The organism is Leifsonia sp. NPDC056665 (assembly GCF_042791795.1).
Taxonomy (GTDB): Bacteria; Actinomycetota; Actinomycetes; order Actinomycetales; family Microbacteriaceae; genus Leifsonia.
Window position 1 is genome coordinate 63,429 of record NZ_JBHTXK010000012.1, and the last position, 26,695, is coordinate 90,123.

Annotated in this window: 24 protein-coding genes; 7 read left to right on the forward strand and 17 right to left on the reverse strand. The window is 73.9% G+C overall.

Annotation, left to right across the window (positions count from 1 at the left end):
* Positions 1-148: 148 nt before the first annotated feature.
* Genes ACFQ9V_RS12820 through ACFQ9V_RS12835 form a run of 4 tightly spaced genes read right to left on the reverse strand, consistent with a single transcriptional unit; the run spans position 149 to position 3,623 of the window.
* Positions 149-1,180 (reverse strand): SDR family oxidoreductase, encoded by a 1,032-nt coding sequence (locus tag ACFQ9V_RS12820; protein ID WP_382459516.1) that lies wholly within the window; start codon positions 1,178-1,180, stop codon positions 149-151.
* Positions 1,181-1,235: 55 nt separating this feature from the next.
* Entirely contained in the window at positions 1,236-1,925 is a 690-nt protein-coding gene (locus ACFQ9V_RS12825) for a response regulator (protein WP_382459517.1), read from the reverse strand.
* Complete coding sequence (locus ACFQ9V_RS12830; protein WP_382459518.1) at positions 1,922-3,097, reverse strand: sensor histidine kinase; 1,176 nt, start codon at positions 3,095-3,097, stop codon at positions 1,922-1,924. The genes ACFQ9V_RS12825 and ACFQ9V_RS12830 overlap by 4 nt, the downstream gene beginning before the upstream one ends.
* Before the next feature lie 7 nt (positions 3,098-3,104).
* Positions 3,105-3,623 carry a hypothetical protein gene (locus ACFQ9V_RS12835; RefSeq protein WP_382459519.1) on the reverse strand — a complete coding sequence of 173 codons (519 nt, stop codon included), beginning with the start codon at positions 3,621-3,623 and terminating at the stop codon, positions 3,105-3,107.
* Between the two features lie 141 nt (positions 3,624-3,764).
* Here ACFQ9V_RS12835 and ACFQ9V_RS12840 point away from each other — a divergent pair, with 141 nt between their 5' ends.
* Positions 3,765-4,640 (forward strand): spermidine synthase, encoded by an 876-nt coding sequence (locus ACFQ9V_RS12840; protein WP_382459520.1) that lies wholly within the window; start codon positions 3,765-3,767, stop codon positions 4,638-4,640.
* A gap of 74 nt (positions 4,641-4,714) precedes the next feature.
* On the opposite strand, the gene ACFQ9V_RS12845 is transcribed toward ACFQ9V_RS12840, so the two are convergent.
* Genes ACFQ9V_RS12845 through ACFQ9V_RS12860 form a run of 4 tightly spaced genes read right to left on the reverse strand, consistent with a single transcriptional unit; the run spans position 4,715 to position 7,701 of the window.
* On the reverse strand, positions 4,715-5,632 hold the full coding sequence (locus ACFQ9V_RS12845) for a biotin-dependent carboxyltransferase family protein (protein ID WP_382459521.1): 918 nt from the start codon (positions 5,630-5,632) through the stop codon (positions 4,715-4,717).
* On the reverse strand, positions 5,629-6,249 hold the full coding sequence (locus ACFQ9V_RS12850; protein WP_382459522.1) for an allophanate hydrolase subunit 1: 621 nt from the start codon (positions 6,247-6,249) through the stop codon (positions 5,629-5,631). Before ACFQ9V_RS12850 ends, ACFQ9V_RS12845 begins: the two co-directional genes overlap by 4 nt.
* Positions 6,246-7,022 (reverse strand): LamB/YcsF family protein, encoded by a 777-nt coding sequence (locus ACFQ9V_RS12855; RefSeq protein WP_382459523.1) that lies wholly within the window; start codon positions 7,020-7,022, stop codon positions 6,246-6,248. Before ACFQ9V_RS12855 ends, ACFQ9V_RS12850 begins: the two co-directional genes overlap by 4 nt.
* Positions 7,023-7,026: 4 nt before the next feature.
* On the reverse strand, positions 7,027-7,701 hold the full coding sequence (locus tag ACFQ9V_RS12860) for a CGNR zinc finger domain-containing protein (RefSeq protein WP_382459524.1): 675 nt from the start codon (positions 7,699-7,701) through the stop codon (positions 7,027-7,029).
* Between the two features lie 72 nt (positions 7,702-7,773).
* Between ACFQ9V_RS12860 and ACFQ9V_RS12865 the strand changes: the two genes are divergently transcribed.
* Complete coding sequence (locus ACFQ9V_RS12865) at positions 7,774-8,382, forward strand: GNAT family N-acetyltransferase (RefSeq protein WP_382459525.1); 609 nt, start codon at positions 7,774-7,776, stop codon at positions 8,380-8,382.
* Positions 8,383-8,409: 27 nt separating this feature from the next.
* Here the strand turns inward: ACFQ9V_RS12865 and ACFQ9V_RS12870 are convergent, their stop codons facing one another.
* The 6 genes from ACFQ9V_RS12870 to ACFQ9V_RS12895 all read right to left on the reverse strand — a co-directional run bounded on the left by ACFQ9V_RS12870 (position 8,410) and on the right by ACFQ9V_RS12895 (position 17,708).
* Positions 8,410-8,913, reverse strand: coding sequence for a SprT-like domain-containing protein (locus ACFQ9V_RS12870; RefSeq protein ID WP_382459526.1), 504 nt, complete (start codon positions 8,911-8,913; stop codon positions 8,410-8,412).
* 36 nt (positions 8,914-8,949) lie between these two features.
* On the reverse strand, positions 8,950-9,555 hold the full coding sequence (locus ACFQ9V_RS12875) for a hypothetical protein (RefSeq protein WP_382459527.1): 606 nt from the start codon (positions 9,553-9,555) through the stop codon (positions 8,950-8,952).
* A gap of 99 nt (positions 9,556-9,654) precedes the next feature.
* Positions 9,655-15,975, reverse strand: coding sequence for a DUF5979 domain-containing protein (locus ACFQ9V_RS12880; protein WP_382459528.1), 6,321 nt, complete (start codon positions 15,973-15,975; stop codon positions 9,655-9,657).
* Between the two features lie 243 nt (positions 15,976-16,218).
* On the reverse strand, positions 16,219-16,521 hold the full coding sequence (locus ACFQ9V_RS12885) for a DUF427 domain-containing protein (protein WP_382459529.1): 303 nt from the start codon (positions 16,519-16,521) through the stop codon (positions 16,219-16,221).
* Between the two features lie 76 nt (positions 16,522-16,597).
* On the reverse strand, positions 16,598-17,167 hold the full coding sequence (locus ACFQ9V_RS12890; protein WP_382459530.1) for a hypothetical protein: 570 nt from the start codon (positions 17,165-17,167) through the stop codon (positions 16,598-16,600).
* A 4-nt stretch (positions 17,168-17,171) separates the two neighbouring features.
* Positions 17,172-17,708 carry an EVE domain-containing protein gene (locus tag ACFQ9V_RS12895; protein ID WP_382459531.1) on the reverse strand — a complete coding sequence of 179 codons (537 nt, stop codon included), beginning with the start codon at positions 17,706-17,708 and terminating at the stop codon, positions 17,172-17,174.
* Between the two features lie 136 nt (positions 17,709-17,844).
* On the opposite strand from ACFQ9V_RS12895, the gene ACFQ9V_RS12900 reads away from it, so the two are divergent.
* The 4 genes from ACFQ9V_RS12900 (at position 17,845) to ACFQ9V_RS12915 (ending at position 20,790) form a co-directional block, all read left to right on the forward strand.
* A complete protein-coding gene (locus ACFQ9V_RS12900; RefSeq protein ID WP_382459532.1) occupies positions 17,845-18,165 on the forward strand; it encodes a hypothetical protein in 321 nt (106 codons plus the stop codon).
* Between the two features lie 17 nt (positions 18,166-18,182).
* Positions 18,183-19,466 (forward strand): RNA polymerase sigma factor, encoded by a 1,284-nt coding sequence (locus ACFQ9V_RS12905; RefSeq protein ID WP_382459533.1) that lies wholly within the window; start codon positions 18,183-18,185, stop codon positions 19,464-19,466.
* Positions 19,467-19,558: 92 nt separating this feature from the next.
* Positions 19,559-20,110 (forward strand): hypothetical protein, encoded by a 552-nt coding sequence (locus ACFQ9V_RS12910; protein WP_382459534.1) that lies wholly within the window; start codon positions 19,559-19,561, stop codon positions 20,108-20,110.
* Positions 20,107-20,790, forward strand: coding sequence for a DUF1684 domain-containing protein (locus ACFQ9V_RS12915; RefSeq protein WP_382459535.1), 684 nt, complete (start codon positions 20,107-20,109; stop codon positions 20,788-20,790). Before ACFQ9V_RS12910 ends, ACFQ9V_RS12915 begins: the two co-directional genes overlap by 4 nt.
* A gap of 104 nt (positions 20,791-20,894) precedes the next feature.
* Here ACFQ9V_RS12915 and ACFQ9V_RS12920 read toward each other — a convergent pair whose 3' ends face one another.
* Positions 20,895-23,108, reverse strand: coding sequence for a HelD family protein (locus ACFQ9V_RS12920; RefSeq protein ID WP_382459536.1), 2,214 nt, complete (start codon positions 23,106-23,108; stop codon positions 20,895-20,897).
* Positions 23,109-23,358: 250 nt separating this feature from the next.
* Here ACFQ9V_RS12920 and ACFQ9V_RS12925 point away from each other — a divergent pair, with 250 nt between their 5' ends.
* Complete coding sequence (locus ACFQ9V_RS12925; RefSeq protein WP_382459537.1) at positions 23,359-24,984, forward strand: DEAD/DEAH box helicase; 1,626 nt, start codon at positions 23,359-23,361, stop codon at positions 24,982-24,984.
* Between the two features lie 205 nt (positions 24,985-25,189).
* On the opposite strand, the gene ACFQ9V_RS12930 is transcribed toward ACFQ9V_RS12925, so the two are convergent.
* Together ACFQ9V_RS12930 and ACFQ9V_RS12935 are read right to left on the reverse strand one after the other, a co-directional pair.
* Complete coding sequence (locus ACFQ9V_RS12930; protein WP_382459538.1) at positions 25,190-25,795, reverse strand: TetR/AcrR family transcriptional regulator; 606 nt, start codon at positions 25,793-25,795, stop codon at positions 25,190-25,192.
* The gene (locus ACFQ9V_RS12935; RefSeq protein ID WP_382459539.1) at positions 25,788-26,642 is read right to left on the reverse strand and encodes an alpha/beta fold hydrolase; all 855 of its coding nucleotides are present in this window, start codon (positions 26,640-26,642) and stop codon (positions 25,788-25,790) included. Before ACFQ9V_RS12935 ends, ACFQ9V_RS12930 begins: the two co-directional genes overlap by 8 nt.
* Between the last annotated feature and the right edge of the window lie 53 nt (positions 26,643-26,695).

The window sequence follows — 26,695 nt, forward strand, 5'->3', positions numbered from 1 at the left end:
GTGCGTGGGAGCGCAAAGAACCACTATATGTCAAACTGACGCGCCGTGTCCAGTCTTTTCTTGACCGGAGGCGCAGTCACGGTGTATAACCGCGCGCTGCCCCCGGTATTCCCGCTGGTCGGCCGCCATTCTCACGGGAGATTGTCAGCTAGTGGAGGCGCGGCGGCAGCGTGTCGACCGTCGCGATGACGGCCTCCTCGCGGGACCGCGGACGCCAGCCGAGCACGGTGCGCGCCTTGGCGGACGAGCCGTTCCGGTAGACGCCGATGTCGGGCAGGGAGCCGCGCACGCTGCGGCTGAACGGGGCGGCGGCCTTCAGCATCCACGTCGGCATCAGCCCGGTGCGGACCCTGTCGCCCGCCGGCGACCCGAGGTGGCCGCGGATGATGAGGGCGAGCTCTGGCGCGCCCAGCGCGTCGCCCGCCGTCGCGAGGAAGCGCTCGCCTGCGGCCTCCGGCTTCGTCATGGCGAGGAGGTGGAGGCCGGCGACGTCGCGCACGTCCACGACGCCGAAGTACACGTCGGGCAGCCGAGGGAGGCGGCCCTCCCGCACGGCCTTCACGAGCGCGACCGAGCTCGAGTAGTCCGGGCCGAGGACCGGGCCGAGGATGCCGACCGGGTTGACGGTGGCGAGCTGCATGTCGCCGCCCTCCTTGGCGATGAAGTCCCAGGCCGCGTGCTCGGCGAGCGTCTTGGAGCGGACGTAGGCGCTGATCGGGCGGCCGCTGTCGAGCTCGGTCCAGTCCACCTCGGTGAACGGCTGCCGGGTCGGGGCGTGGCCGTAGCCGACGGCCGCGTAGGACGAGGTGAGCACGACGCGCTCCACCCCGGCATCGCGGGCGGCGCGCAGCACGCGCAGGGCGCCCTCCCGCGCCGGGCGGACCAGCTCGTCCGGGTCCTTCGGCTCGGTCATCGGGAACGGGGAGGCCACATGCAGCACGAAGCGGCAGCCCTCGACCGCCTCGGCCCAGCCGGCGTCGTCGAGCAGGTCGGCGACCGCGAACTCCAGCCGGTCACTTGCATCCGGGATGCCTCCCGCCGCCAACTGCGACCGCACATCGGCTGCACGCTGCGGGGAGCGGATGGTCGTCCGCACCGAGTATCCGGCCTCCAGCAGCGCGAGCACGCAGTGCGCTCCCACGAAACCCGAGCCGCCCGTCACCAGTACCCGATCAGTCATGGGCCCATCCTCCCCCTCCGCGACCGAACACGCGACCGCGTGCGGCCGGTGTCCGTCAGCTGCGGACGAGGGCGATGGCCTGGGCGCGGGAGGAGACGCCGAGCTTGGCGAAGATCGCGTTGATGTGGGTCTTCACCGTGGATCCGCCGACGAAGAGGGCGGAGGCGATCTCGCCGTTGCTGAGGCCGTCGGCGACCAGGCCGAGCACCTCGGCCTCCCGGCGGGTGAGCGTGGGGAACCGCTCCACGAGCGCGCCTGCGGGGTCGGCCGGCCTGGCGGGCGGCGCCGAGGTGAGCGAGCCGATGATGCGCGCGCCGACCTCCGGGGCGAAGGTCGCCTGGCCGCGTGCCACGGCCCGGACGGCGGAGGCCAGCTCGGCGCGGCCGGCGTCCTTGGTGAGGTAGCCGCGGGCGCCCGCACGCAGCGCGGTCAGGATCGAGTCGTCGTCGGCGAACGTCGTGAGCACGAGCACCGCGGAGCCCGGCGCCTCGCGCACGATCCGCTCGGTGGCGCCGACGCCGTCGAGCACCGGCATCCGGAGGTCCATCAGCACCACGTCGGGACGCTCGGCCACGGCGAGCGCCACCGCTTCGGCGCCGTCGGCCGCGGAGCCGACGACCTCCACATCGGGCAGCAGGCCGAGGACGGTGACCAGGCCGTCGCGGATGATCGCCTGGTCGTCGGCGACGACGACGCGGATGCGGTCGGGTGTCGTCTCGCCGCTCATGCCAGCCTCGCCGCTCATGCCAGCCTCGCCTCGGCCGTGACGGTGAACCGGCCGCCGTCCGCGGTGGCGGCCACGGAGCCGCCGAGCGGGAGGGCGGAGAAGCGCTCGCGCATCCCCTCCAGGCCGTGCCCGCCGCCCGAGGTCGCGAGCGCGGCGCCGTGCGACGTGGTTGTCGGCGAGGTGGCGGCCGGCGCCGGGATCAGCGGCGAGGAGACGGTGAGGAGCACCCGTTCATCCTGCCAGTCGAGCGCGGCGTCGACCGGCGCGCCCGGCGCGTGCTTGCGCGCGTTGCTCAGCGACTCCTGCAGGGCGCGCTGCAGCGCGGTCGCCTGGGCGGAGTCGAGCGAGCGCGGCGCACCCGACTCGTGCAGCGCGGCGATGCCGCCGAGCGTGCGGTGCGCGGCGACCAGGTCGTCGAGCGTCGCGCGGAAGTCGTCGGCGGTCACGGTGGTCTTCGCCGCCCCGTCCGGGTCGCGCAGCGCGGCGACCGCGCGCCGCGCTTCGGCGAGGCCGTCCGCCGCGAGCCCGCGCGCGGCCACGACGCGCTCCTTGGCCGACGTGGCGTCGCCGGCCTCCAGCAGCGCGTCCACCGCGTCGAGCTGGATGACCAGGCCGCCGAGGCTGTGCGCGAGGACGTCGTGGAGGTCGCGGGCGATCGCCACCCGGGCGGCCTCCTCCCGCATGGCGAGGTCGCGCTCCCGCAACAGCGCGCCCTGCTGCTCGGTGAGGCGGAACTGCCGGCGGCTGAGGCCCGCGAAGCCGGCCAGTACGATCCCGGCCATCTCGCCGAGCACCGCCGCCACGGGCGAGCCGAACGGCAGGGCGCCCACCGCGACCAGGGCCGCCGAGACCGCGGCGACCGCCCCGCCGAGCGGCAGCGGCCACGTCGGGTCGCCGACCAGGTAGAGCACCGCCACGGCGGCCGGAACGATCGCGATCCCGTCGGTGGCCGGCGCGACGAACGCCCCGGTCACCGCCGAGAGCAGGCACATCACGAGCGCCGTGCGCCGCCAGCCGACGAAGGTGAGGACCGACCGGGCGAGCCACGACGCCACCGCGAACAGCGCGAGCGCCAGCACCCACGCCGGTCGGTCCGCGGCGTGGGTGCGCAGCAGCGACCAGCCCACGGCGCCCGCACCGAGGATGTTCAGTACGAGCGCCAGCAGGCCCGGTCTGCTCCAGAAGTCCACGAGACCATCATGCGGCGAGCGCGGCGTGCCGATCGAGACGCGCCGAGAAGACGGCCGTCCGGGCGGCGCGGTTGGCGGCGAAGACCAGGAAGATGACGCCGGTCGCGGTCGCCAGGTGGGAGCCGGCCATCGAGGCGAGCACGTCCACCCCGACGCGGACGGCGATGATCAGCACCCAGAGCACGATCCCGAGCACGCCGGTGCGCGACTCGTACGTCGCGATATAGCGGGCGTCATCGCCGAGCCGGATGGGCGACTCCAGCGGGCGGAAGTGCGCGATCGCGCCCATCCACGCGCCGACGGCCAGCGACAGCACGAGCTCGCCGGCCACCACGGCCAGATCGAGCGGGGTGAGCGACGTCGGCTTCACCTGCTGCACGATGAGCACGACGCCGACGACCGACATGATCGCCGGGAAGCGCCACATCTTCGCGATGGACACCGGACGCCAGGTCAGCTGCCGGATTCCCACCCAGCCGATCAGCAGCAGGATGAGGATCGCGTTGGTCAGCGTCTGCACGTTCATGAGTCGGAGTCCTTCCGGCCGGGATGTCCGGCTCTCCTCAAGAGTCGCGTCAGGACGGCGAGAGCGGGACCGCCCGGCGGCGGAGACCGGGTGGAGACGAGGGTGGAGATCGGGTGGAGGCCGCGGACTACGCTGGACGCCGTGCCACAGAACCCGCCGCTCCCCTCGGTCGTCCTCGCCGAGAGCGGCTACCTCGCCACGATCGAGCCGGACCGCTTCGTGCCGGGCGCGTACCAGCTCGTGGTCGACGGGACGCCGCAGTCGCACGTCGACCTGGACGACCCCAGCCGGCTGTTCTTCGAGTACATCCAGCGGATGGGCAACGTCATCGACCTGATCGGCGAGCCCGGCCAGCCGATCACCGCCGTGCACCTCGGCGCGGGCGCACTGACCCTGCCGCGCTACGTCGCCCACACCCGGCCGGGGTCGCGGCAGCAGGTGGTGGAGCTGGAGAGCCGGCTCGTGGACCTGGTGCGTGAGAACCTGCCGCTCCCCCGCTACGCGCAGATCCGCATCCGGCACGGCGACGCGCGGGAGGTCGTCGGCAAGCTGCCGGCGGGCCTGCGCGGCGAGGTCGACCTCTTGGTCATCGACATCTTCAGCGGCGCACGGACGCCCGCGCACGTGACGAGCGTGGAGTTCTACCGCTCTGCGGTGTCGCTGCTGAAGCCGGACGGCATCGTGCTCGTCAACGTGGCGGACGGGCCGCCGCTGACGTTCGCGCGCAGCCAGGTGTCCACCCTGGGCGCTGTGGTGGAGAACGTCGCGGCGCTGGCCGAGACGCAGGTGCTGAAGGGGCGTCGGTTCGGCAACGTCGTGCTGGTCGGGTCGAACTCGCCGCTGCCACTGGAGTGGCTGCCGCGCCTGCTCGCGAGCGGGCCGCATCCCGCGAAGGCCGTGGCCGGCGAGGAGCTGCGGACGTTCGCGGCGGGCGCGCCGATCGTGACGGACGCGACGAGCGTGCCGAGCCCGCCGCCCGCGCGCAGCATCTTCCAGTCCGGCACCCGCCACGACTGACTGCGTCCATCTGACAGGACACGCCGCGTCGCGGCGGTGCGAGACGGCATGTCGTGTCAGTCAGGTGGCCGCGGTCAGGCGTGGCGGAAGTGGACGGGCTGGCCGGGGCGGAGCTGCGCGAAGGCGTCGAGGGAGCGCGCGGCGACCACGGCGATCACCGGGTAGCCTCCCGTCACCGGGTGGTCGGCCAGCAGCACGGTGGGGCGGCCGTCCGGCGACACCTGCACGGCGCCGGCGACCATCAGCTCGCTCGGGAGCTCGTCGCGCACGGCGCGTTCGAGGAGCAGCGGCGCCGGATCCACGCGCTGGGCGTGCGCAGGGACGCGCGGCGGGTCGAGCCGCACCCCCACCCGGTCGCCGTCGGCGCTCGCCCGCCACTCCACCGTGAAGAACGCGTCCAGGGCGGCGGGCGTGAACCAGTCCGCGCGCGGCCCGCGGTGGGCGCGGACCTCCACCGGGCCGTCGCCGAGGTCGGCGGTCGGGACGAAGTCGACAGAGGGCACCGGGTCGGCGGGCTCGGCGCCGAACGGGACGAGGTCGCCCTCCGCGAGCGGCGCGGGACCGAGGCCGGAGAGGGTGTCACGCGAGCGGGAGCCGAGCACGCCCTCCGCCGCGATTCCGCCGCGCACCGCCAGGTAGCTGCGGACGCCCACGGCCGGCGGCGCGACCCGGAGCTCGGCGCCGACCCCCGCGTGCACCGCCGCGTCGGGGTCGACCGGGTGGCCGTCGAGCGTGACGCGGGTCGCCGCCCCGGTCACCGCGAACCACGCCGCCGACTCGAACCGTGCGGCGAAGCCGCCGAGCAGCAGCTCCAGTCCGGCCGCGTCCACGGGGTTGCCGACGAGCCGGTTGGCGAGCCCGAGCGCGCCGCGATCGAGCGCGCCGGACGGGCTCACGCCGACCGCGGCGAGGCCGGGCCGGCCGAGGTCCTCGACCAGGGCGAGCGGGCCGGGGCGGAGGATGCGGAGCCCGAGGAGGCGGAGCCCGGTCACGCCGTCACCGCCCTGAACCGCACCACGACGCCAGGGCGCAGGAGCGCCGGCGAGTCGGCCTCCGTGTCCCACAGCGCCGCGTCGGTGCGGCCGATGAGCTGCCAGCCGCCCGGGCTCGACCGCGGGTAGACGCCGCTGAACTCGCCGGCGAGGCCGACCGAGCCGGCCGGCACCGCAGTGCGCGGGGTCGCCCGGCGCGGGACGACGAGGCCGTCGTGGTCGGTGACGAGGTACGCGAAGCCGGGCGCGAAACCGCCGAACGCGACCCGCCATCGGGATGCGCTGTGCCGCTCCACGACCTCGGCCGGCGTGATGCCGAGGAGTCCGGCCACCTCGGCGAGGTCCTCGCCGTCGTAGCGGACGGGGAGCTCCACGACCTCCTCGTCGGCCGTCTCGGCCGGCTCCGGGACGGTGCGCTCGACCCAGCCGCTCGCGGAGGCCGGGCTCAGCACGTGCGGGTCGAGCACGATCGCGATGGTGCGCGCGGCGGGGACCAGGTCGAGCACGCCGGGCGGCCGGGTGCGCTGGAGGGCGGGCAGCATCCCGAGCACGTCGTCCAGCGAGCCGAATTCCACGAGCAGGGCGCTGTCGCCGTAGCCGATCACCCGGCCGTTCACACGAACGGCCTCACCGCGATGCCGGCCTCGTCCAGGCCCCGGCGCACGGCCTCCGCCATCAACACTGCACCCGGGGTGTCGCCGTGCACGCAGAGCGAGTCGGCGGCGACGGCGACCAGGGCGCCATCGGCGGCCTCCACCACGCCCTCGCGCGCGATCCGCACCGCGCGGGCGGCGATGGCGGCCACGTCGGAGAGCACGGCGCCGGCCTCCGTGCGCGGGACGAGCGTGCCGTCGGCGCGGTAGCCGCGGTCGACGAACGCCTCGCGGACGAACCGCAGGCCGCGCGCGCCGGCCGCGCGCTCGACGGCCGAGCCGGGGAGGCCGAGCAGCGGCAGCGACGGGTCGAACTTGGCAACGGCCTCCACCACGGCCGCGGCCTGCGTCTCGTCGTGGACGATCCGGTTGTAGAGCGCGCCGTGCGGCTTGACGTAGCGCACGACGGTTCCGGCGACGCGCGCCATCCCGGCGAGCGCGGCGAGCTGGTACAGCACCTCGTCGCGTAGCTCGGCGGCCGGGACGTCCATGCTGCGCCGGCCGAAGCCCGCGAGGTCGCGGTACGAGACGTGGGCGCCAACGGCCACGCCGTTCTCGGCGGCCAGGCGGCAGGTCGCCAGCATCGTGGACGGGTCACCGGCGTGGAAGCCGCACGCGACGTTGGCGCTGGTCACCAGCCGGAGCATCGCGGCGTCGTCGCCCATGCTCCAGGCGCCGAAGGACTCGCCGAGGTCGCTGTTGAGGTCGACGCTGTTCGGATCGGCGCTGGGCTCCATCCGCCTATTCTGCGATACCGGCGCCGGCACCCGCACGCCGGCCGGCCGCGCGGGCGCGGTGCGCGCGCACCTTCGCCCGGTTGCCGCAGCGCTGCATCGAGCACCAGCGCCGGTTGCCGCTGCGCGAGGTGTCCAGGTAGACCAGGCCGCAGTCGTCTGCGGAGCACTCGCGGATGCGGCCGTCGGCGTCCGGCCCGAACAGGCGCACGGCGTCGCGCGCGACCGTGCCGAGGGCCTGGTGCGGGCGGGCGAGGGTGCGTCCGGCCTGGCGGCCGCCACCGGCGAGCACCGGCGGGATGTCGGGGGTCGCGGCGAACAGGTTCACGACATCCACGTCGGCCGGGCCGAGGGTCTTCGCCCGGCTGGCCTGGAGCGCGAGCCGGCCGATCGCGGCGCGCAGCATCTCGGCGTCGCGGAACTCGCGCTCGCCGGTCGTCGCGGCCACCTCCGGGAAGCGGGACTGCAGCCAGGCGCCGAGCTGGCCGGCGTCGTCCACCGAGCGCCACTGCGTGTCATCCTGCGCCCCATCGGCCGTCCCGTCGACGCCGCCCAGGACGTCCGCCCCGCCGGTGTAGGCGAAGTCGAGAGCGAGCGCGCCGGAGTCGAACCACCAGCGCAGACCGTCCGCGTCATCCATCCACTGCCCCGTCTCGCGGGGCAGGAGGGCGTCGGTAGGCACCGAACCAACTTAGTCGGTTTCCGGAGCCTCCGCGGACGGGGCGGCTCCCGGACCGGGTGCGATACTGGGCGGATGACTGCGACCCGTCCCGATCCCCGTGCCGTGCTCGAGGGCGCGACGGTCCGCCTGCGGGCGCTCACCCACGACGACCTGCCCGACCTCCACGACGCGATCGGGCACCCCGCGGTCTTCGAGGGCGGCTGGGGCGGCGGGGTCGCGGCGTACCGCGACACCTACGAGGAGTGGCGGGAGTTCATCCTCGGCTACCTGGCCTGGGACACCGCCAACGTCACCGCGGTCTGCCTGCGCGACGGCGACCGCATCGTCGGGACGACGACGCTCGGCGACTTCGACCTCGCGAACGGCTCTACGCACATCGGCTGGACCGCCTACGCGCCGGAGGTCTGGGGCACGCGCGTCAACGCCGAGACCAAGCGCCTCCTGCTCGGCACGGCGTTCGACCACGGGTTCGAGCGCGTGAAGCTGCAGGCCGACGTGCTCAACGAGCGCTCGCGGGCCGCGATCCTGCGGCTCGGGGCGACGTTCGAGGGCGTGCTGCGGCACACCCAGCCGCGGGCGGACGGCACCTGGCGCGACACCGCGGTGTACTCGGTGCTGCGCGAGGAGTGGCCGGCCGTGCGGGACGGGCTCGACGCCCGGCTCGCGGTCGAAACGGCCTAGCCGACCCACCGTCAATCTGTGCGCCCGTCACTCCGCTTCGGTCGCGGCGGCGGCGGCCATGCGGCGCTGCGCGGTCGAGACCTCCCTGTGCACCCAGGAGATGAGGTTCGCCGAGTCGAACCGCCGGCTGCACGCCCCGCACGCGAGCGCGCGCGCCGGCTTGCGGTAGCGGTAGTGCGTGTGGCCCTGCGGGCACGTGCCCACCCACGGCGCCAGGTCGTCCGCGATCGCGCCGCCGTGCAGCCGCTTGCCCTCGTAGCCCAGGTCGAGCGCGATCGTCCGCCAGCGCGGCCCGTGCCCAGCACGGGAGCCCGCGAGCGCGTGGGCGACCTCGTGCAGCAGGATCTGGTGGATGTCGTCGTCCTCGTAGCGGGCTGCGAGGTACCGGGAGACCGTGATGCGCTTGGCGGTGTAGTTGCACAGCCCGGCGCGCGTCTTCGCGTTGTCGAAGTCGAAGCTCCAGGTGGCCGGGTCGAGATGCAGGGTGATGAGCGCCTCGGCCCAGCGGCGCACGCGATCCAGCTCTGCCATCAGCGTCGGCTCCCAGGTCGGCTCATGCGAGGAATCCTACGCCGGAGAGCCGACGCCGTCTCCGCCGCCGGCGTCGCCCTCGCCGGAGCCCGCGGCGGCGCGCTGCGCCTCCAGGAATCGCTGCACCACGGCCACCGCCGTGAGCGCGCCCTCGATCTCCGTCGGTGAGGCGCCGAGCTTCTCGCGCAGGAACACGGCGGCCGTCATGTCGGAGAGCGCGCTCTCGTACTCCTTCATGTCGAAGTGCACCTTGCCGCGGTTCTGCACCGCGAACGCCTCCAGCGCCGTCCAGTCGCGACCGCGCGCCTCGTCGACGCAGCCGGTCAGCTCCACGATCGCCTCGTCGAACTTGCCCTGGTACTGCAGCACCTGGCCGCGGCGGATGCGCGCGCCGAGGAGCTGCTCGCGGTCGCCGGTGAAGCGCGCCTGCCGCACCGCCTCGTTGGCGAGGGTGTACGCCTCGTCCAGCCGGCCGAGCAGCCGGAGCAGCACGGTCTTCTCGTTGAGCGCGCTCAAGCTGCGCAGGCTGCCGAGCTCGTCCAGCCGCTCATCGGCGGCACGGAGGTCGACACGCTCGCGCAGGGTGGACGGATCGTATCCGAGGATGATGCTCAGGGTCGGCTCCCAGGTCGTGCGGTTCACGACAAGCGTAGTCGGCAAACCTGCATTGACCCGGTTACCGCGTGTTCTGCACGGGGATGAGTCCGGTCAGTGGTTCCTCCGGATCCGTCGGGCGTCGGGTCAGGCCCGCCGGCGGCGGGCGACGAGGGCGGCGCCGAGGAGGGTCAGCACCGCGGCCCAGAACGCGACCAGGAGGTAGTCCCCCGCGCTGCCCGTCCTGGCCAGGTCGCCGGAGGGCGCGACCGGTACGGGCGGGTCGACGTAGACCGTCGCGCACGCGGACCCGGGGTCGGACGTGCACGGTCCGTCGACCGCCGGCGGCTGCCACGGGCCCAGCGGCGGCGTGGTCACCGTGACCGCGTTGACCGGATAGCCCGAGGTCGCGTAGGTCACGACGACGTGGAGCTCGAGGCTCGCGCCCTTCGCGAGCGCGGCGACGTTCCAGGTGACCTTCCCGGCGGCGAGGGTCGCGCCCTGATCGGCGGAGACGAACTGCGCGCCGGCGGGGAGGGTGTCGACCACGTCGAACGCCGTCGCGTCGAGCGCGCCGATGTTGGTGACGGTGACCGTGTAGGTGACGGGCTGGTTCAGTCCGACGACCGCGGCCGACGCGCGCTTGCCGATCTCCAGGCGACCGTACTCGAACGTGTTCGTGATCGTCGTGACCTGGCCGGAGGGCACCACGCCCTGAACGGCCCCCGCCGCGATGTGCACGCTGCCGTTGGCGATCGTGCGGGACGCTTCGCCGTAGCTGCCCGCCGCCCCTGACTCGGCGACCGTGCAGTCCGAGCCGACCGGGAGGCCGTCGAGCCGGGCGGTGAACCCCGAGCTCCGTTCGAGCACGGTGTGCGCGGCCGCTCCCAGGTCGACAGGGACGCCCGCCACCGTGCACGAGATGTCCGCCCCGAACTCGTCGGGAGCCGCGGAGGCGGCGGCGCCCGTCACGACCTTGTCGACCTGCAACGGCCCGGTCGCGATCGTGACCCCGGCCTTCACCGGGGCCCGGCGCACGCTCCCGCCGCCGACGAGGGCTGCGGTCGCGCCGAACTGGTTCCAGGCGACGGCCGCGGCCGGCGACGCCGGGAGCGAGACCGGCGCGCCGTCGGGGACGGCGGCGGTCGCTGGCCTGTCGACGGTGCGGTAGAGCACGGTCGCGCCCTCGCCGCCGCGCAGGGCTCCGTTCGCCGTCGCGGCGAAGTCGAGCGTCACCCGGATGCCCGTGACATCGGCCCAGTCGCCGGCGAACGATCCCGAGGCCGTCCAGGAGGCCGGATGGGCCGCGCAGGTCGGGTCGGTCGGCCACGCGGTCGCAGTCCCCGAGAGGCAGACGCCCGGCTCCGTGGTGACCTCCCAGCTCACGGCGGTCCCCGCGGGGACATCCTGCACGGTCACGCCGGCGGCGCCGTCGAAGACCGGACGGAAGGTGGACCCGCGCGCGCCTCCTGTGGCCAGCATGCGGTCGCCGATGGTCGGCAGCGGGTCGACGAACACCAGCGACGTGTAGTCGACGGTCCCGGTGTTGAGCGCGTTGAGGCGCCACTGGTCGGTGCCCCCGACGACGGTGTTCGCGGCACAGGGGGCCGCGTAGTAACCGTTGGCGTCCGCCGCGCAGGCACTCGAGGGCGAAGTCGGGTTGACCGCCCCGGAGACGGTGCGCCCGACGACGTCGCCCTGCACGCCCTTGGTGGTGTAGAGCGACGGCCCCGTGACCGGCTGCACGTAGTTGCTCGTCCCGCACTGGGTGGCGGGGAGGCCGCTCAGCACCCCCTGCCCGTTGCCGGAGCCGTTGGTGCAGGCGGTGAGGCTCTGGGCGGTCGAGACCACGAACTGGTTCGTCGCCCGGTCGCCCGCGGCGAGTCCCGGCTTCAGGATGAGGCCGAGGACGACCGTGAACCGCTCGCCAGGCGACATCCTCGCGTCCCCGGCCGGCCAGGTCAGGCCGAACCGTCCGGTCGCGGCGTCGTAGGACACGGCCGGGGACGTCGAGAGCGTGCCTCCCGCGCTGGTCGAGAAGGCCGGCGCCTCGCCGTCCCAGGCCAGGGCGGCCGGCAGCGTGTCGGTCAGCCCGGTCACGTCGAGGTAGCCGGTCCCGGTGGCGGCGAAGGTCAGCGTCCAGGGCACGGTGTCGCCGACCGAGACGGTGTGCACATTGTTGAGCGGAGCCTTCGAGACATCGAGGGAGGCCGTGCCAGGGGAGAGCGTCATGCCCGCGGCGGCCTCGGCTGTCGCATCGGCGTAAACGGCCGGCGCGTCGGTGCGGTGGCTCGCCGTCTGAACGGTGTCGCTGACCGTCCCGGGGAACGGGATGGCCGAGCCGTCCCTGGCGACCCCGAGCAGCGCCACGTGCAGCACGACGGTCGCGGTGAACCCGGCCGGCACCGCGGCGCGGCTGAGCAAGGCGCCGTCGGCGCGGAGGAAGGTGAACCGGAGGCCGGTCACCTGGCCGGCGGCCGCGGTCGGCAGGCTCGCCGTCGCCGCCGGCGTGCCCATGATCCACGTGCTGCCTCCGCCGGTCTGCGCGTCGACCCTGACCAGGTCCGCGCCTGCTGGCAGGGTGACGTCGCCCGCGCTCAGGCCTGTCAGCGCGAACCGGTTCCAGAACGCCGGGTCGTCGTCGGTGATCGTCACCTGATGGGTCGCCGCCGTGGCCGCCCCCGGGGTCGCGGTCAGCGTGACGGTGACCGGGGCGGTGCGGTCGCGCTCGAGCAGCGTGCTCGGCGAGATGGACTTGGCCGCCGTCACGCCGAGCGCGCCGGTGGTCAGGCTCAGCGACGCGTCGGACGACGCGTAGGGCTGGGAGCCCTGGCCGGTCGGGAACAGCACAGGGTCGTAGCCCTGGGCGAAGGCGTGGTTGTCGATCCGGAAGGCCGTGACCGCGGCGCCGGTGCTGCGCGCGACCGCTCGCACCCGGGTGTCGAGCGTCATGACGAGCGACTGGCCGGAGGCGATCGTGCCTCCCGTGGTCTGCGGTGAGGCGCCCTGGTAGACCACGCTGACGCCCACGACGTCGGCGAGGTCGGTGGCCGTGAGCGCCGAGGCGGCTCTCAGCGAGACGACGGAGGTCGACGTGCTGCCGTCGGCCGCGCGGTGCCAGAGCGTCACGAGCGAGGCGTCGGAGTCCACCTGGCCGGCCGGGACGGCGAACGCGATCCGGGTCAGGTCGAGCCGCTCGAACGCGTTGCCGTCGGAGTAGACGGCGCCGGCGAACGGGTCCGCTCCCCAGGCGGAGGGCGCGGACAGGCACGCGGTCTCCGCTCCGGCGTCGCACGGTGACGGGTCGGTCACACGCACGGAGGAGGCGCGGGAGGTCGCCGTGTTCTGCGCCGTGAGGGTGAAAGTGTTCGTCGGGTAGTCCGCCGGGTCGACATCGCCGAGGTGCGGCACGACGACGGTCGTGCGCGAACCGGTCTTGGTCAGGCTGACCGCCGGCGGCTGGTCGATCAGGGCGACGGTGTCGTGGCCGGTGACCGGCGGCACGCTAGTGCCGCCCAGCACACCGTCGGCCTGCGCGACGTTGTCGACCGAGCCGGTGGTGCCCTGGGTCACCCACGGGTGCGCCGGGTCGGCGGGCACACGCTGCACGTTGCGGAGCTGCCAGACCAGGCCGATCGGGCGCGACTGGCCGAACGCGACCGTCGCCACGCCGGAGCCGGCGGGCGGCGCCGTCGGATCGGCGGCGTTCGCCCGGGCGGCGTCGTCGGGCACGATCGTGATCCGCACGCCGGTGGTGTCTGCGACCTCGGCCGGGAGGAGCGTGTAGCCGACGAAGCCGGAGCCGTTCTTCCACCCTCCGGACGGCGCGGGCACCGTCACCCAGGCGCCGCCGCGGAACAGCTCGACGGAGCTCACCGTGTCCCACTTCAGGGCGGGGTCGGCGCTGAACGAGATGGGTGCCACGCGCACGAGGTCGAACGACTGGAACACGGTCGACTCGGGATGTGCGGGGTCGCCCGCGGGATCGGTGAGGGTGACCGAGCTGTATCCGGTCCCCGTGACGCCCCAGCTCAGCACGGTGCCGGCCTGGTCGCCGGACTGCGACGGCAGGTCGGTCACGTCGCCGGTCAGGTCGGTCTTCGTCCACTTCTTGGCGATCCCAAGGGAGCCGGCGCCCGTGGTGGACTGGATCTTCCCGTTCGCGTCGGCGGTCACCTGAGCGCCGGTGACGACGGCGCCCTCCACCGCGCCCTGCGTGTCGGCCACCGCATGGTTCGCATAGCTGGAGGCCGCGCCCCCGGCGACCGAGGTGGCCCCGCTGCCGTCGCGGAGGACAGCCCGCGCCTGGCCGGTGATCGACGGGCGCACCGTGGTGCCCTGGGCGAAGCCGGCCGCGTCCGCGAAGGTGAACCGCAGCCCGGTGACGCCGGCGGCCAGACTGGACGCCCGGTAGATCTGGGCCGCCGCCGTCGCGTCGACCGTGGCGAGTGTCGTCCAGGTGCTGCCGTCGGTCGTGTACTCGACCTGCAGGGTGGAGCCCTTCAGCACCTGCGTCGGCGCGATGGCGATCGGGTCGAAGCCGTTGAAGAAGTCGTTCGCGACGCCGGGACGCCAGACGTCCTCGATCACGATGCTGGTCGGCCGCACGTATGCGGAGTCGCTCGACGTGGTGGCCGGGAGCTGCGCGGTCACCGTCGCTCCGGGCGAGACGGCGGCGGACGGTGTGATCGTCTTGTTCAGCGTCAGCTCGATGTCGGGGTGGAAGACGGCGAGCGGAGCCGAGGCCTGCGTGCTCGCGGAGCCTGCCGCGTTGACCCCGGTGACGGTCAGCGTGTTCGTGGTGTCCACCGGCGCGCCCGCCGCGGCGAAGTCCGCCGTCGGCGCGATCAGGAACTGGGCCGTGGCGACGGCGCCCGCGGCGACAGCGCCGGTGAAGGCGAGCTCGAGCCCGGTCAGGTGCGCGCCGGCCGGCGCCGCAGGCGCGACCGGGGTCGCTCCGTCGGCGAACGGAGCGCTCTGGGTCGTTCCGTCGGAGAAGTGCCAGCTCACCTGCGCGCCGGTCGCGCCGGAGGGGTACGAGACGCCGGCCGCGAAGCCGCCGAAGCGGAGGGTGTCGGTGAAGTAGCCGAGGTCGGAGAGGGTGAGCGAGTCGAGCGGGCCGTTGGAGGAGTTCTTGCCCGACACGGTCGCGGTGGCTGTGGTGCCGGCCGGGATGCGCGCTGGCGCGATCTGCTTGCCCGGCGTGACGGCGACCGTCAGGCCTCCGACCGCGAAGGGGGCGGCGGCGGTCTTGGTGACCGGAGCCTGGTTCTGCACCACGACCGTCCCGGCGACCCGGTTGGTCACGCTCGCGCCGGTGACCAGCGCGGCGCCGGACTGCCGGTTCGTGGTGCGCTGCGCGACCAGTACGCCGACCGAGCCGGCCGCGCCCGCGGCGGTCAGCGCGGCGCCGTCCGCGCCTGCGAAAGTGAACCGGAGGCCGCCGACGTCGGCGTTCTGCACGCCCGCGGGGAGCGCGATCGAAGCCGGGGCGACCGGAGGCCCGGTCTGCCACTCCCACGCGCCGGTCGACGGGTTCTTCACGTAGGCGTCGACCTGCACGGTGGTGGCGCCCTGCGGCAGCACCACGCCGCCGAACCCGGCGAAGTCGACGAGCGCGAACGGGTTCGCCGCGTCGAGCGCGGTCGCCGCGTCGGCGGCGGTCGCCGGATCCTGCAGCGTCAGCGTCGACGCGGGGACATTCGAGGCATTCCCGGTGGTGAGCGAGATCGTCGACTGGGCGCCGGGGAGGTACTGCTGGCTTGCCGGCGTCCAGGTCTTGCCGACGGCGACATCCACCGAGGTCGGCACGTCCACGGTGACGTCGGCGCTGCTCGTCACGGGCGTCGCCGAGCCGGCGAAGGTGCCGACCGCCGTGTTGGTGACCGCGTGGTTCACCGCAGGGGACTGAGGTGTGAGTCCCAGCGGGACCTTGAGCGTGACCGTGAACAGGTAGGTCCCGCCCGCCGGGATCCCGACGCCGCCGGAGACCGGCTCCTGGAACACCACGCTGAGCGCGCACGACGCCGTCACGGTGTCGGTGCAGCCGGCGAGCGCCTTCGTCGCGGGCTTGGAGCTCGGCTGGACGCTGGTGTCCAGGATCGCGAACCCGGCGAACTCGGCAGGGAGCGCGTCCGTGAGCTTCGCGTCCACGCAGTCGTTGTCGTCGCAGCCGACCTGGACGGAGTAGGTGAACTCGGCGCCCGGCGTGACGGTGATGGCTTTGAGGCCGTCTCCGACCGTCTTGTCGACCGTCAGCGCCGCGGTGTCCGCGAGCGCGGGCGATGCCGCGACAGCGCCGCCGACGAGAGCGAGGACCGTGGCCGCGGCGACCGCCGCGAGGAGCCTCGGCCGCGGTGCGAACGGGGAGGCTCCTCGACGGTCCGCGCGATGCGCGGGCGGCCTGCTGCGGCCATCGGTGGTGCTGCGGAACGTGGTGCGGGCATGCTGAAGGACACGACGAAGCAAGGCGATCGGGTTTCGGGTACGCGAGAGCTCGGGTACGCGCGCCGGAGGACGGGCTCGGGAAGCCCTCGCGCGCCTCCCGGTTCGGGTTCCGGGAGGTTCTCTCGCACTACCTTTCTACCGATACATACCGTTCGGTAGGAAGCCTTTCTGTACCCCGTTTTCGAGGGACAGTCCCCCAAAGCGCGGACACCGGACATGACGAAGGGCGGCCCGGATCAGACCGCCCCTGCCTGTGATCGTGCGTCAGTCGACGACGCGCACGTCCTTCCAGAACGCGACGTAGTTGCTGTAGTCCTTGCCGACACGGTCGAACGAGCTCGGGTACGGCGTGGGATAGCTCCACGCGCGGTCCTGGAGCACGGCCTCGCCGTCCTTCACGGAGAAATACTGGCAGTCGCCCTTCCACGGGCACGTGTAGGGAGTCGCCGACTCCACCAGGTGCTCGGAGTTGACGCTCTGCGGCGGGAAGTACCAGTTGCCCTCGATGCGGATGAGGTCCTCGGTCGGGGCCTCGGCGATGACGGTGTCATTAAGAATTGCTTTCATGGATGCAACCTCCTGAACCGACTGAACACCCGTTCGCGCGCGATCATTCCGGCGCAGGGGAGTTCATGCCGACCGCTCAGGCGGCTCGCAGCACACGGACCTCGGAGACCGTGCCGAGCCGGCCGGAGGCGGCGAGCGCCGCGGCGTCCGCGCCGGCGGCGATGCGCTCCTGGCCGGAGACCGACGCGGTGAGCAGGTGCGCGACGGCGCCGCGCAGGCCGGTGAAGGCGGCGCAGGCGGCTGCGGCCTCCGGCGAGCTGTAGTCGATCCCGAGCGCCGCGAGGGCGTCCACCACCGCGCCGGCGGCGAGGAGGTCCTCCACCGCGAAGCGCGTGCCCCCGCCGGCCGAGGAACCGCCCGCGGCCACGAGCGCCACCATCGCGCGGCGGCCGAGGCGCACCTGCTCGGCGAGGATCCACTGCGCCACCGCTGCGGCGTCGGCAAGTCCCGCGGCGACGACGGCGCCCGCCCCGGGGAGCGCGGCGGCCTCCCCGACGGGCCGGTCTTCGATCGCGTCGACCCACACAACTACATCGGCGTCCGCTGCGATGGCGGCCGCCCCGTCCGCTGCCCAGTCGAAGCGCACCTGGTACTTGGCCTGGCGGTGGGCGGCGGGGACGGTCGAGGGGTCGGTCTGCGAGGTCACCGCTTCAGCGTAGCCCGGCGCTGAACGTGGTCGTCGAGCGTTGCGCCGGGTGACGCGACCCGTCGGCGCGGCGCGCGGAGGAGGGCCGCTGCTCGCCAGGGGCGTGCCGCAGCTGGTCGCGGATCAGCTCGAAGTCGTGCCGGGTCAGCTCGATCAGGCCGGCGCGGAGCTGGTAGCCCCAGTCGCGCTTGTCGCGCGTGAAGTCGAGGGAGGACAGCAGCGGCCGGATCGGCGTCGCGACCGCGTCGTGGTCCCAGTCGACGCGGCGCCGCCAGGGCAGGAAGTCGCCGTTCGGCCCGCGCATCTGCGCTCCCTGGGTCGCCTGGAAGACGTCGGCGTCGGCCAGCCTCCCGACCGCCGTGAACTGTTTGAGGGGCTCCCCCTCGAAGGACTCGCGCGGCGAGTAGAACACGAACCCGTCGGAGGCTCCCATCCGCTCCAGCGGCGCGCGGGCGCCGTGGTTGACCTGTGCGAAGCCGCCGGCCACGCCGCGCAGCACGTGATCGTGGTGCACCACGCCCAGCCAGTAGCGGATCGCCATGCTCCCGTTGTAGCGCACACGTCGGACATCGCGGGCCCGACATCCCAGCGACGCCCGGCTGCGGTGTCGAATCCCGCCCCTCCGGCTCGACGTCTCTACGAGTGCCTCGCCCTGTGCCACGACGGAAGGACCACGGATGCGCTACCTCCTCACGCTCAGCACGGACGGCCCGGCGCCGGCGGAGTCCATCCAGCGGTACACGGTCGAGTTGATCCGCGCCGGGGTGCTCCTGGTGGGCGAGGTCCTCGCGGATGACGACTGCACGCAGGTCGAGCTGACCTTCGGCGGCCCACGGACCGACGCGAACCTGCAGCCGGTCTCCCCGGTGCGCCCGGCCGCCGTGTGGATCGTGCAGACCTCCGATCGCGCCGAAGCCGTCGAATGGGCGCGACGCCTCCCGCTCGGTCGTGGCAGAGTCGAGGTGCGCCGCATCCTGACCGGGGCGGCGGGGACGTGAGCACGGGAGGAGCGGCCGTGGTGGAACGGGAGCGCACGACGGCCGACCGGGCCGCAGCCGACGCCGTGGAGGCCGTCTGGCGGATCGAGTCCGGCAAGCTCGTCGCCGGGCTCGCCCGCTGGACGGGCGACGTCGGCCTCGCCGAGGAGCTCGCCCAGGACGCGCTCGTCGCCGCGCTCGAGCAGTGGCCGGAGGCCGGCATCCCGCGCAATCCCGGCGCCTGGCTGACCACCGTCGCCAAGCGCCGCGCGATCGACGGCTGGCGCCGGCGCGAACGCCTCGACGAGCGGTACGCCGCCCTCGCCCGCGACCTGGAGCAGGAGGAGGACGACGACCCGGCCTCCGCCGTGGAGGAGGAGATCCAGGACGACCTGCTGCGCCTGGTGTTCGTCGCCTGCCACCCCGTGCTCGCGCCGCCCGCGCGGGTCGCCCTGACGCTCAAGCTGCTCGGCGGCCTCACCACGGAGGAGATCGCGCGGGCCTTCCTCGTGCCCGTCCCGACCATCGCGCAGCGCATCGTCCGCGCCAAGCGGACGCTGACCGCCGCGCACGTCCCGTTCGAGGTGCCCGACCGCGCCGAGTACCCCGAGCGGCTGGCGTCGGTGCTGGAGGTCGTCTACCTGATCTTCAACGAGGGCTACTCCGCCACCGCGGGCGACGACTGGATGCGCCCCGACCTCTGCCAGGAGGCCCTCCGCCTCGGCCGCGTGCTCGCCGAGCTCACCCCGCGCGAGCCGGAGGTGCACGGTCTGGTCGCGCTGATGGAGTTCCAGGCCTCCCGCCTCCCCGCGCGCGCCACCGCCGACGGCGAGCCGATCCTGCTGCAGGACCAGGACCGCACCCGCTGGGACCGCATCCTGATCGGCCGCGGGGTCGTTGCACTCGCTCGCGCGGACCGGCTGGTGGGCTCCAGGGGCCGCGGCCCCTACGCGCTGCAGGCCGCGATCGCCGCCTGCCACGCGACCGCCCCCGCGCCGGAGGACACCGACTGGGAGGAGATCGTGGCGCTCTACGGCGCGCTCGCCGCCCTCCAGCCGTCCGCCGTCGTCGAGCTCAACCGGGCGGTCGCGCTCTCGATGGCGTACGGCCCGGAGGCCGGCCTCGACGTGGTGGACCGGCTCGTGCTGGACGGCGCGCTGGAGTCGTACCACCTCCTCCCCTCGGTCCGGGCCGACTTCCTGCTCAAGCTGGGCCGGAACGCGGAGGCCGAGGAGGAGTTCCGGCGGGCGGCGGCGATGACCGGGAACGAGCGGGAGCGGGCACTGCTGCTGGCGCGGGCCGAGGAGGCCGCCGGCACGTAGCGGGTGCCGTGCGGGTGGGGCGGGGGTCGGGCGTCCGGGAGTGCGCCGAGAATGACTGCCGCCGGCGCAGCGGATGCGTGACACTGGGGTGCGTGAGAGTCCTCCTGAAGCTCATCCTCGACTGCGACCCGGACGCGGCCTGGCGCGCCCTGCAGAGCCCGACGGCCTTCCGTGAGGTGGCTATGCCGTGGGTGGACTTCCGGTCGGACGAGCCGGCGGGCTTCCCGACCGTGTGGGACGCGGCGGAGCACCGGGTGAGCGTCCGCGCCCTCGGCGCCGTCACCGTCGGGACGCAGGCCATCCGCCTGGACACGCTGCGCTCGACCGATCCGCGCGAGCGCGCGACGCGCATCCTCCGCGACAGCGGCGGCGGCGTCGGGGGCGTGCTGTCGGCGATGCCGCACCTCGACCACCGGATGGCCATCGCACCGGACCCTGCAGGGCCTGGGGAGGACGGCCGGGTCCGCACCCTGTACCGTGACCGGCTGGTCGTGCGTGCCGGCGTCGTGACGCCGCTCGCCTGGTACGGCTTGTGGGCGTTCTGGCAGTGGCGCGGGCTGCGCCTGCGGCGCCTCGCACCCACCTGGGCATACGATCCACCCACGCCCGAACCGGATCCAGCAACGACGGAGGCAGCAGTATGAGCACCATCACCCCCGAGCCCGCCCCCGAGGTCGCCCCCGGTCGCGGCCGCGCCGCCACCGCCGTGCAGACCGCGGACTGGCGCCGCAGCGTGTTCGCGCTGTACGCGTCGGTGCGCCGGATCGCCGCCTCCGACCCGGCCGCCGCCCACGCGCACTGGATCTCCTGCCGCAACGACCTCTTCTCGTCGCACCCGGCGTCCCCGCTCCTGGACGAGGACCGCGACCGCTTCACGGGGCTCCCGGTGTCGCCGTACGACCCGGACTGGCGCTTCGAGCTGCCGATCCATCCCGCCGAGGAGGCGACCCGGATGGACGTGGAGACCGGCACCGACGGCGTCGTCCCGTTCGTGCTGCTCGGCACGGTGCGGGTCCCGTTGGCGGGCTCGCTCGACGTCTGGAAGCTGTCCTCGTACGGCGGCGGCCTTTTCGTCCCCGTGAAGGACGCCCTCGCCGGCCGCCGCGGCGGCACGTACGGCGGCGGCCGCTACCTGATCGACACGATCAAGGGCTCCGACCTCGGGATGACGGCCGACGACGACGAGACGACGATCGTCCTCGACTTCAACTTCGCCTACAACCCGTCCTGCGCCTACGACCCGGCCTGGGCGTGCCCGCTCGCGCAGGCGGGCAACACGCTCGGCGTGGAGGTGCCGGTCGGCGAGCGGTACGGCCAGGAGTAGCTCGCGCCACCCGCCAACCAGACGCCGAGGGGCACGTCGTTGTCACTTTTGGGCGCCAGAAGTGACAACAACGTGCCCCTCGCCGGTCTGGAGGCGGGTGAGGGTCAGCGGCCGACGAGGGTGAGCCGCTGGGTGGGCCGCGTCATCGCCACGTACAGCGACGCCGCCCCGCGCACCGACTCCGCGGCGAGCGCCGCCGGGTCGGCCAGGACCACCGCGTCGAACTCCAGACCCTTCGCCTCGTACCCGGTCAGCACCGAGATCGGCCGGGTCAGTCCCGCGGCCCCGCGCGCCGCCGCGTCGCCGAACCGCAAGCGCACCGCCGCCGCGACGGCCTCCACCTCGGCGGCCGTCGCGATCACGGCGAGCGTCCCCTCGGCGTCGAGCGACCGGTCGTGGGCCACCGCCTCCGCGACGGACTCCGCGAGTCCGGCGTCCGCCGACACCCGACGGATCGGCCAGTCGCCCTCCCGCACCGCGCGCGTCGGCGTGATCGGGAGTCCGGCCTCCGCGGCGATCCGCTCCGCCTCGCGCGTGATCTGCGCGGGCGTGCGGTAGTTGACCGTCAGCTCCTCCAGGCGCCAGGCGTCCTTGAACACCGGGCTGAGGGCCTCGTCCCAACTCGTCGCTCCGGCGGCCGACGCGACCTGGGCGATGTCGCCGACGATCGTGAACGACTTCATCGGGCAGCGGCGCACCAGCACCCGCCACTGCATCGCCGACAGCTCCTGCGCCTCGTCCACGACCACGTGGCCGTAGGTCCACGACCGGTCGGCGAGCGCGCGCTCGGCCGTCGTGCCGCGATCCTCCTGCTCGGCGAAGCCGTCGGCGAGCTGCTCGGCGCTCACCAGGCCCTGCACGCCCATGTTGCGGATGGCCGCACGCGCGTTCTCGAGGTCGCGCTTGCGCTGCCGGTCCCGCTCGCGGGAGGCGTAGTCCGCGCGGCCGGGGAAGTCGCCCAGCAGCTCGGCGGCCTCGTCCAGGAGCGGCACGTCGGAGACCGTGAACGGCGCCGTCCGGTCGCGCAGCAGGGCCTCCCGCTGCGCCGGCGTCCACCGCGGCGTCAGCTCGGCCAGCCACGACGGGCGCGCGTACAGGTCTTGCAGCAGCTTCTGCGGGGTGAGCGGCAGAAAGGCCGTGTTGAGGAGGACGCGGACGTCGTACGACGTGCGCAAGTCCTCCCGCAGCACCCGGAGGTCCGCTTCGTCGATCGTGGAGCCGCCGGCCCGGAGCTGGGCGGCGAGCTGGTCGGTGAGCTCGCCGAGCGCCTGCTTCACGAACGTGACGCGAGCGACGTTGTGCGGCTTGCCGGTGCGCTGCGCCTTCCCGAGCGCGCGCTGCACGAGGGCCGGCTGGACGACGAGGCGCTCGTTGTCGATCACGATCGTCTGCGGCTCGGCCGGCGCCTTCTGCCGCGACCTCACGGCGCGGGAGAGCAGCCGCGCCATCTGGATGGAGCCCTTCAGGCGCGCGGCCTCCGGCTCATCGTCGGCCGTGGCATCCACGCCGGGGAACAGCTCGCCCAGCGTCTGCATCACGACGCCGGTCTCGCCGAGCGACGGGAGGACGGCCTCGATGTAGCGCAGGAACGCGGGCGACGGGCCGACGACGAGCACGCCGGAGGCGCTGAGGCGCTGCCGGTTCGCGTACAGGAGGTAGGCGGCGCGGTGCAGCGCCACCGCGGTCTTGCCGGTGCCGGGCCCGCCCTGCACGACCAGCGCGCCGCGGATGTCGGAGCGGATGATGCGGTCCTGCTCGGCCTGGATGGTCGCCACGATGTCGTGCATGCGGCCGGTGCGCTGCGCGGTGAGGGCCGCCAGCAGCGCGCCCTCGCCCTGCACCTTCTCGCCGGAGGCGTCGCCGTCGAGCAGCGCCTCGTCGAAGACGTCGTCGTCGATCCGGACCACCTGGCGGCCGTTCATGGTGAGGTGGCGACGGGCCCGCACGCCCATCCGCTCGTTCGCGGTCGCCTGGTAGAAGGCGCTCGCCTGCTGGGCGCGCCAGTCGACGAGCAGCGAGCGCTGGTCGTCGTCGCGGAGGCCGACCCGGCCGATGTAGCGGTGGTCGGTGCCGTCGACCTTCTCCTGGAGCAGCAGCCTCCCGAACACGAGCCTGGCGTCCACGTCGCGGAGCTGCACGAGCTGGTCCTCGTACAGGCGGGCGAAGGCGTCCCGTTCGCTGCGCGCCTGGTGGTTGCTGCCCACGCTCTCACGGCGCACCCGCGTCAGTCGCTCCTCCGTCTCCGCCCTGAGCGTGTCGAGACGCTCGTACAGGCCTGAGACGACGGTGCGCTCACGATCGAGCTCGGATTCCTGCACGCGCGACCACCTTCCGGGATTACGGGCCGAAAGTCTACGACGTCCGGCTATGAATGCGCTCCCAGCAATCGTGCGGCGCGTACCGCTAGACTGAACGGACCAGCACTGCTGGCATGCCGGCGCCGCCGGCGTGCGCGAGCGCCGGGCGGACCCCCGCCGCGCACCATCCTCTTCTTTCCGGCGAAGACGTCGCCTTCTTGCGACGCCGCCGGACCAGCCCTCATGGGCCGACCCTGCCAGAAAGGCATTTGTGACCAACCAGACTTTCGCCGACTTCGGCGTGCCCGCTCCCCTCGTCGCCGTCCTCGCGGCCGACGGCAAGGCGGAGCCGTTCCCCATTCAGGCCGACACCCTGCCCGACACGCTCGCCGGACGCGACGTCCTCGGGCGCGGCAAGACGGGCTCGGGCAAGACGATCGCGTTCGCGATTCCGATGGCCGCGCGCCTCGCGGCGTCCGCTGCCGGAGGCCGCCCCTCCCGCGGCTACCGCCGGCCCCGCGGCCTGGTGCTCGCCCCGACCCGCGAGCTCGCCACCCAGATCGACGCCACCCTGAAGCCGCTCGCGGCCGCGCTCGGACTGACCACCACCACGATCTTCGGCGGCGTCTCCCAGAGCCGCCAGGTGACCGCGCTGCAGGCCGGCGTCGACATCGTCGTCGCCTGCCCCGGACGCCTCGAAGACCTCATGAAGCAGGGAATCGTCCACCTCGACAAGGTGGAGATCACGGTGCTGGACGAGGCCGACCACATGGCGGACCTCGGCTTCCTGCCGACCGTCACCCGCATCCTCAACGCCACGCCGTCGCGCGGACAGCGCCTGCTGTTCTCAGCGACGCTGGACAACGGCGTCGACAAGGTCGTCGCCAAGTTCCTCACCAACGAGGTGCTGCACTCGGTCGACGACGCGACCAGCCACGTGGAGGCCATGACCCACCACGTCTTCGAGGTGAGCGACCAGGACGCCAAGAAGGACCTGATCACGGCGCTCGCCTCCGGCCGCGGCCGCCGCATCATGTTCATGCGCACCAAGCACCAGGCCAAGCGCCTCGCCAAGCAGCTCACGTCGGCGGGCATCCCCGCGGTCGACCTGCACGGCAACCTCAGCCAGGGCGCCCGCGACCGCAACCTCGCGGCGTTCGGCAGCGGCGACGTGCGCGTGCTCGTCGCGACCGACGTCGCTGCCCGCGGCGTTCACGTCGACGACGTGGAGCTGGTCGTGCACGTCGACCCGCCCGCGGAGCACAAGGCGTACCTCCACCGCTCGGGCCGCACCGCGCGCGCCGGAAGCGCCGGAGACGTCGCGACCGTGATGCTCCCGGAGCAGGCGGGCGACGTGAAGTCGCTGCTGCGCGCGGCCGCGATCACGGCCACGCCGCAGCGCGTGACGGCCGAGTCGGCCGCAGTGACTGCACTGGTGGGCGAGCGCGCGGAGCGCGTCGCGCCGGCGCCGGTCGCCGCGGGCGGCAACGGCGGCGGCCGGGGCGGCTCCACGGGCGCCTCGGGAGCCGGGAACGGCGGAGGCCGACGCCGCCGCGGCGGGCAGAACCGGGCGGCCGGCGACGGCCGCGAGGGCCAGGCCTCGCGCGACAACGGCGGCAACCGCTCCGGAGGCCAGAGCAACACCGGCCGCAACGGTCGCCGGAACTCCGGCCGTGATGTCGCGGCCGCGACGGGCGACGGCGCTGGCCGCGGCCACGGCCGCGGCGGGCGCGCCGGCGGCGAGGGCCGCCCCGCGGCCGACCGCAACGGCGCCCCTCAGGCGTCCGGCAACGGCCGCGGAGCCGGCCGCGCCGGCGCACGCCAGGGCCTCCGCGTCGGCGACGTCGTGAGCGGTAGCACCAGCCGAGGACGCGGCACCCGCCGCGCCCACGGCTGACCCCCGCAGCACCCAACCTCCACCAACGGAGGAGATCCCGCCCCCACCAGGCCGGATCTCCTCCGTTGCCTGCTTTAAGCCCACCCACGTAGCCACATCTCCTCCGTTACCGACCCCGCAGCCAACGGAGGAGTTTCGGCGCGCAGCGGGCGGGAAAGTCAGCCAACGGAGGAGTCAGGCGAGTGGCGGGGGTGGATGTCCTCCGTTACCGACGTGGGAGTACGGGGGTGGGCGCGAGCGTGGCGATGCCGGTCTCGATGCCGTCGATGAGGAGGCGGAAGCTGCGATCGAGGTCGTCGGGCAGGCCGAAGCCGCCGCCGAGCTCGAGGGTGATGAAGCCGTGGAGGGCGCTGCGCAGCATCCGGATGGCGTCGACCGTCGCCTCCTCCGGCAGCCCGAAGCCGCGCAGGGCCGCGGCCAGGACGGCGATGGTCTCGGCGGCGCGGGCCGCGAGCTCGGCGTCGTCGTCCGAGCCCAGGTCGGGCGCGACCTGCGTCGCGGCGTACCGGCCGGGATGACGGTGCGCGTAAGCGCGGACGGCGTCGGCCGCCGAGTGCAGGGCCTCCGGCCCGGAGCGGCCGATGGTCGCCTCGGCCAGCACACCCGTCAGCTCGGCGACGCACTCGGTCGCGACCACGCGGCGCAGGTCGTCGAGCGAGGCGACGTGCTTGTAGAGGCTCGGCACCGCCACGCCCGCGCGGGAGGCCACGGCGGCGAGGGTCAGCCGGTCGAGGCCGTTCACCCCGCCGGCGTCCACGAGGTCGAGGGCGACGTCGGCGACCGCGGCGCGGGTCAGCCCGGCCCTAGGCACGGGCCTCGCCCCACCCGCTCGCCCGCCGCTCCGCGAGGAAGCGGAGGGTGGCCGGGACGATCACGTCCGGCCGCTGGGCCTGCGGGTAGTGGCCCGATTCGGGGACCCGGACGACCTCCGCGCCGAGGGACTCGATCCAGTCGGCCTCGGCGGCCGGGTCCTTGTAGTCGGGGTCGAGTGCTCCCACGAAGGCGAGGATGGGGGCCTTCACCTCCGGGAGCCGGGGCTCGACGACCGAGTGGGTGAGTTGGAGGGTGAGGTGGCGGAACGAGCGCAGCCGGCCGGGCTCCTTCATGTTGCGCTTGAGGTCGGCGGTGTGCTCCTTGAGCCACGGCGCGGTGCGGCCCTTGTTGATCGAGCGGTAGTAGCCCGCCCAGAAGGCCGGGCCCCACGGGCCGGTGAACAGCACGCGGTACATCCCGTGGATGGACGCGACGGTGAGTCGGCTCATCGCGGGGTCGCGCAGCAGCGGGCCGTAGAGCACGAGGCCGGCGATCTCGTCGGGACGCTCGGCGGCGGCCCACGCGGCGGCCGCCGCGCCCATCGAGTTGCCGAGCACGACGGCGTTGCCGCCCAGCTCGTCGATCAGCGCGATCAGGTCGCGGGCGGTGGCGATGTCGCCGAACTCGCGGAAGGTGGTGTCCGACTCGCCGTGCGCCCGCAGGTCGCTGACGGCGACGCGGTAGCCGGCCTCCAGCAGCGGGCCGGTCAGCTCACGGTAGGTGGAACGGAGATCGCCCATCCCGGGGACGGCGACGACGAGCGGGCCGGAGCCCTCGACGGTGTAGCTGATGCGTCCCTCGGGACGCTGCAGGTACCGGACCTGCGAAGCGATGGAAGTGTTCATAGCCGTAAAGCTAATACCATTAGCTAACGAACGCAAGCCAAATCAAAGAATTC

What these genes read in the sequence shown, in the direction of transcription:
- ACFQ9V_RS12820 (WP_382459516.1), bottom strand. Translation starts at nt 1,180, where the DNA reads ATGACTGATCGGGTACTGGTGACGGGCGGCTCGGGTTTCGTGGGAGCG.
- ACFQ9V_RS12825 (WP_382459517.1), bottom strand. Translation starts at nt 1,925, where the DNA reads ATGAGCGGCGAGGCTGGCATGAGCGGCGAGACGACACCCGACCGCATC.
- ACFQ9V_RS12835 (WP_382459519.1), bottom strand. Translation starts at nt 3,623, where the DNA reads ATGAACGTGCAGACGCTGACCAACGCGATCCTCATCCTGCTGCTGATC.
- ACFQ9V_RS12855 (WP_382459523.1), bottom strand. Translation starts at nt 7,022, where the DNA reads ATGGAGCCCAGCGCCGATCCGAACAGCGTCGACCTCAACAGCGACCTC.
- ACFQ9V_RS12865 (WP_382459525.1), top strand. Translation starts at nt 7,774, where the DNA reads ATGACTGCGACCCGTCCCGATCCCCGTGCCGTGCTCGAGGGCGCGACG.
- ACFQ9V_RS12870 (WP_382459526.1), bottom strand. Translation starts at nt 8,913, where the DNA reads ATGGCAGAGCTGGATCGCGTGCGCCGCTGGGCCGAGGCGCTCATCACC.
- ACFQ9V_RS12885 (WP_382459529.1), bottom strand. Translation starts at nt 16,521, where the DNA reads ATGAAAGCAATTCTTAATGACACCGTCATCGCCGAGGCCCCGACCGAG.
- ACFQ9V_RS12895 (WP_382459531.1), bottom strand. Translation starts at nt 17,708, where the DNA reads ATGGCGATCCGCTACTGGCTGGGCGTGGTGCACCACGATCACGTGCTG.
- ACFQ9V_RS12900 (WP_382459532.1), top strand. Translation starts at nt 17,845, where the DNA reads ATGCGCTACCTCCTCACGCTCAGCACGGACGGCCCGGCGCCGGCGGAG.
- ACFQ9V_RS12915 (WP_382459535.1), top strand. Translation starts at nt 20,107, where the DNA reads ATGAGCACCATCACCCCCGAGCCCGCCCCCGAGGTCGCCCCCGGTCGC.
- ACFQ9V_RS12935 (WP_382459539.1), bottom strand. Translation starts at nt 26,642, where the DNA reads ATGAACACTTCCATCGCTTCGCAGGTCCGGTACCTGCAGCGTCCCGAG.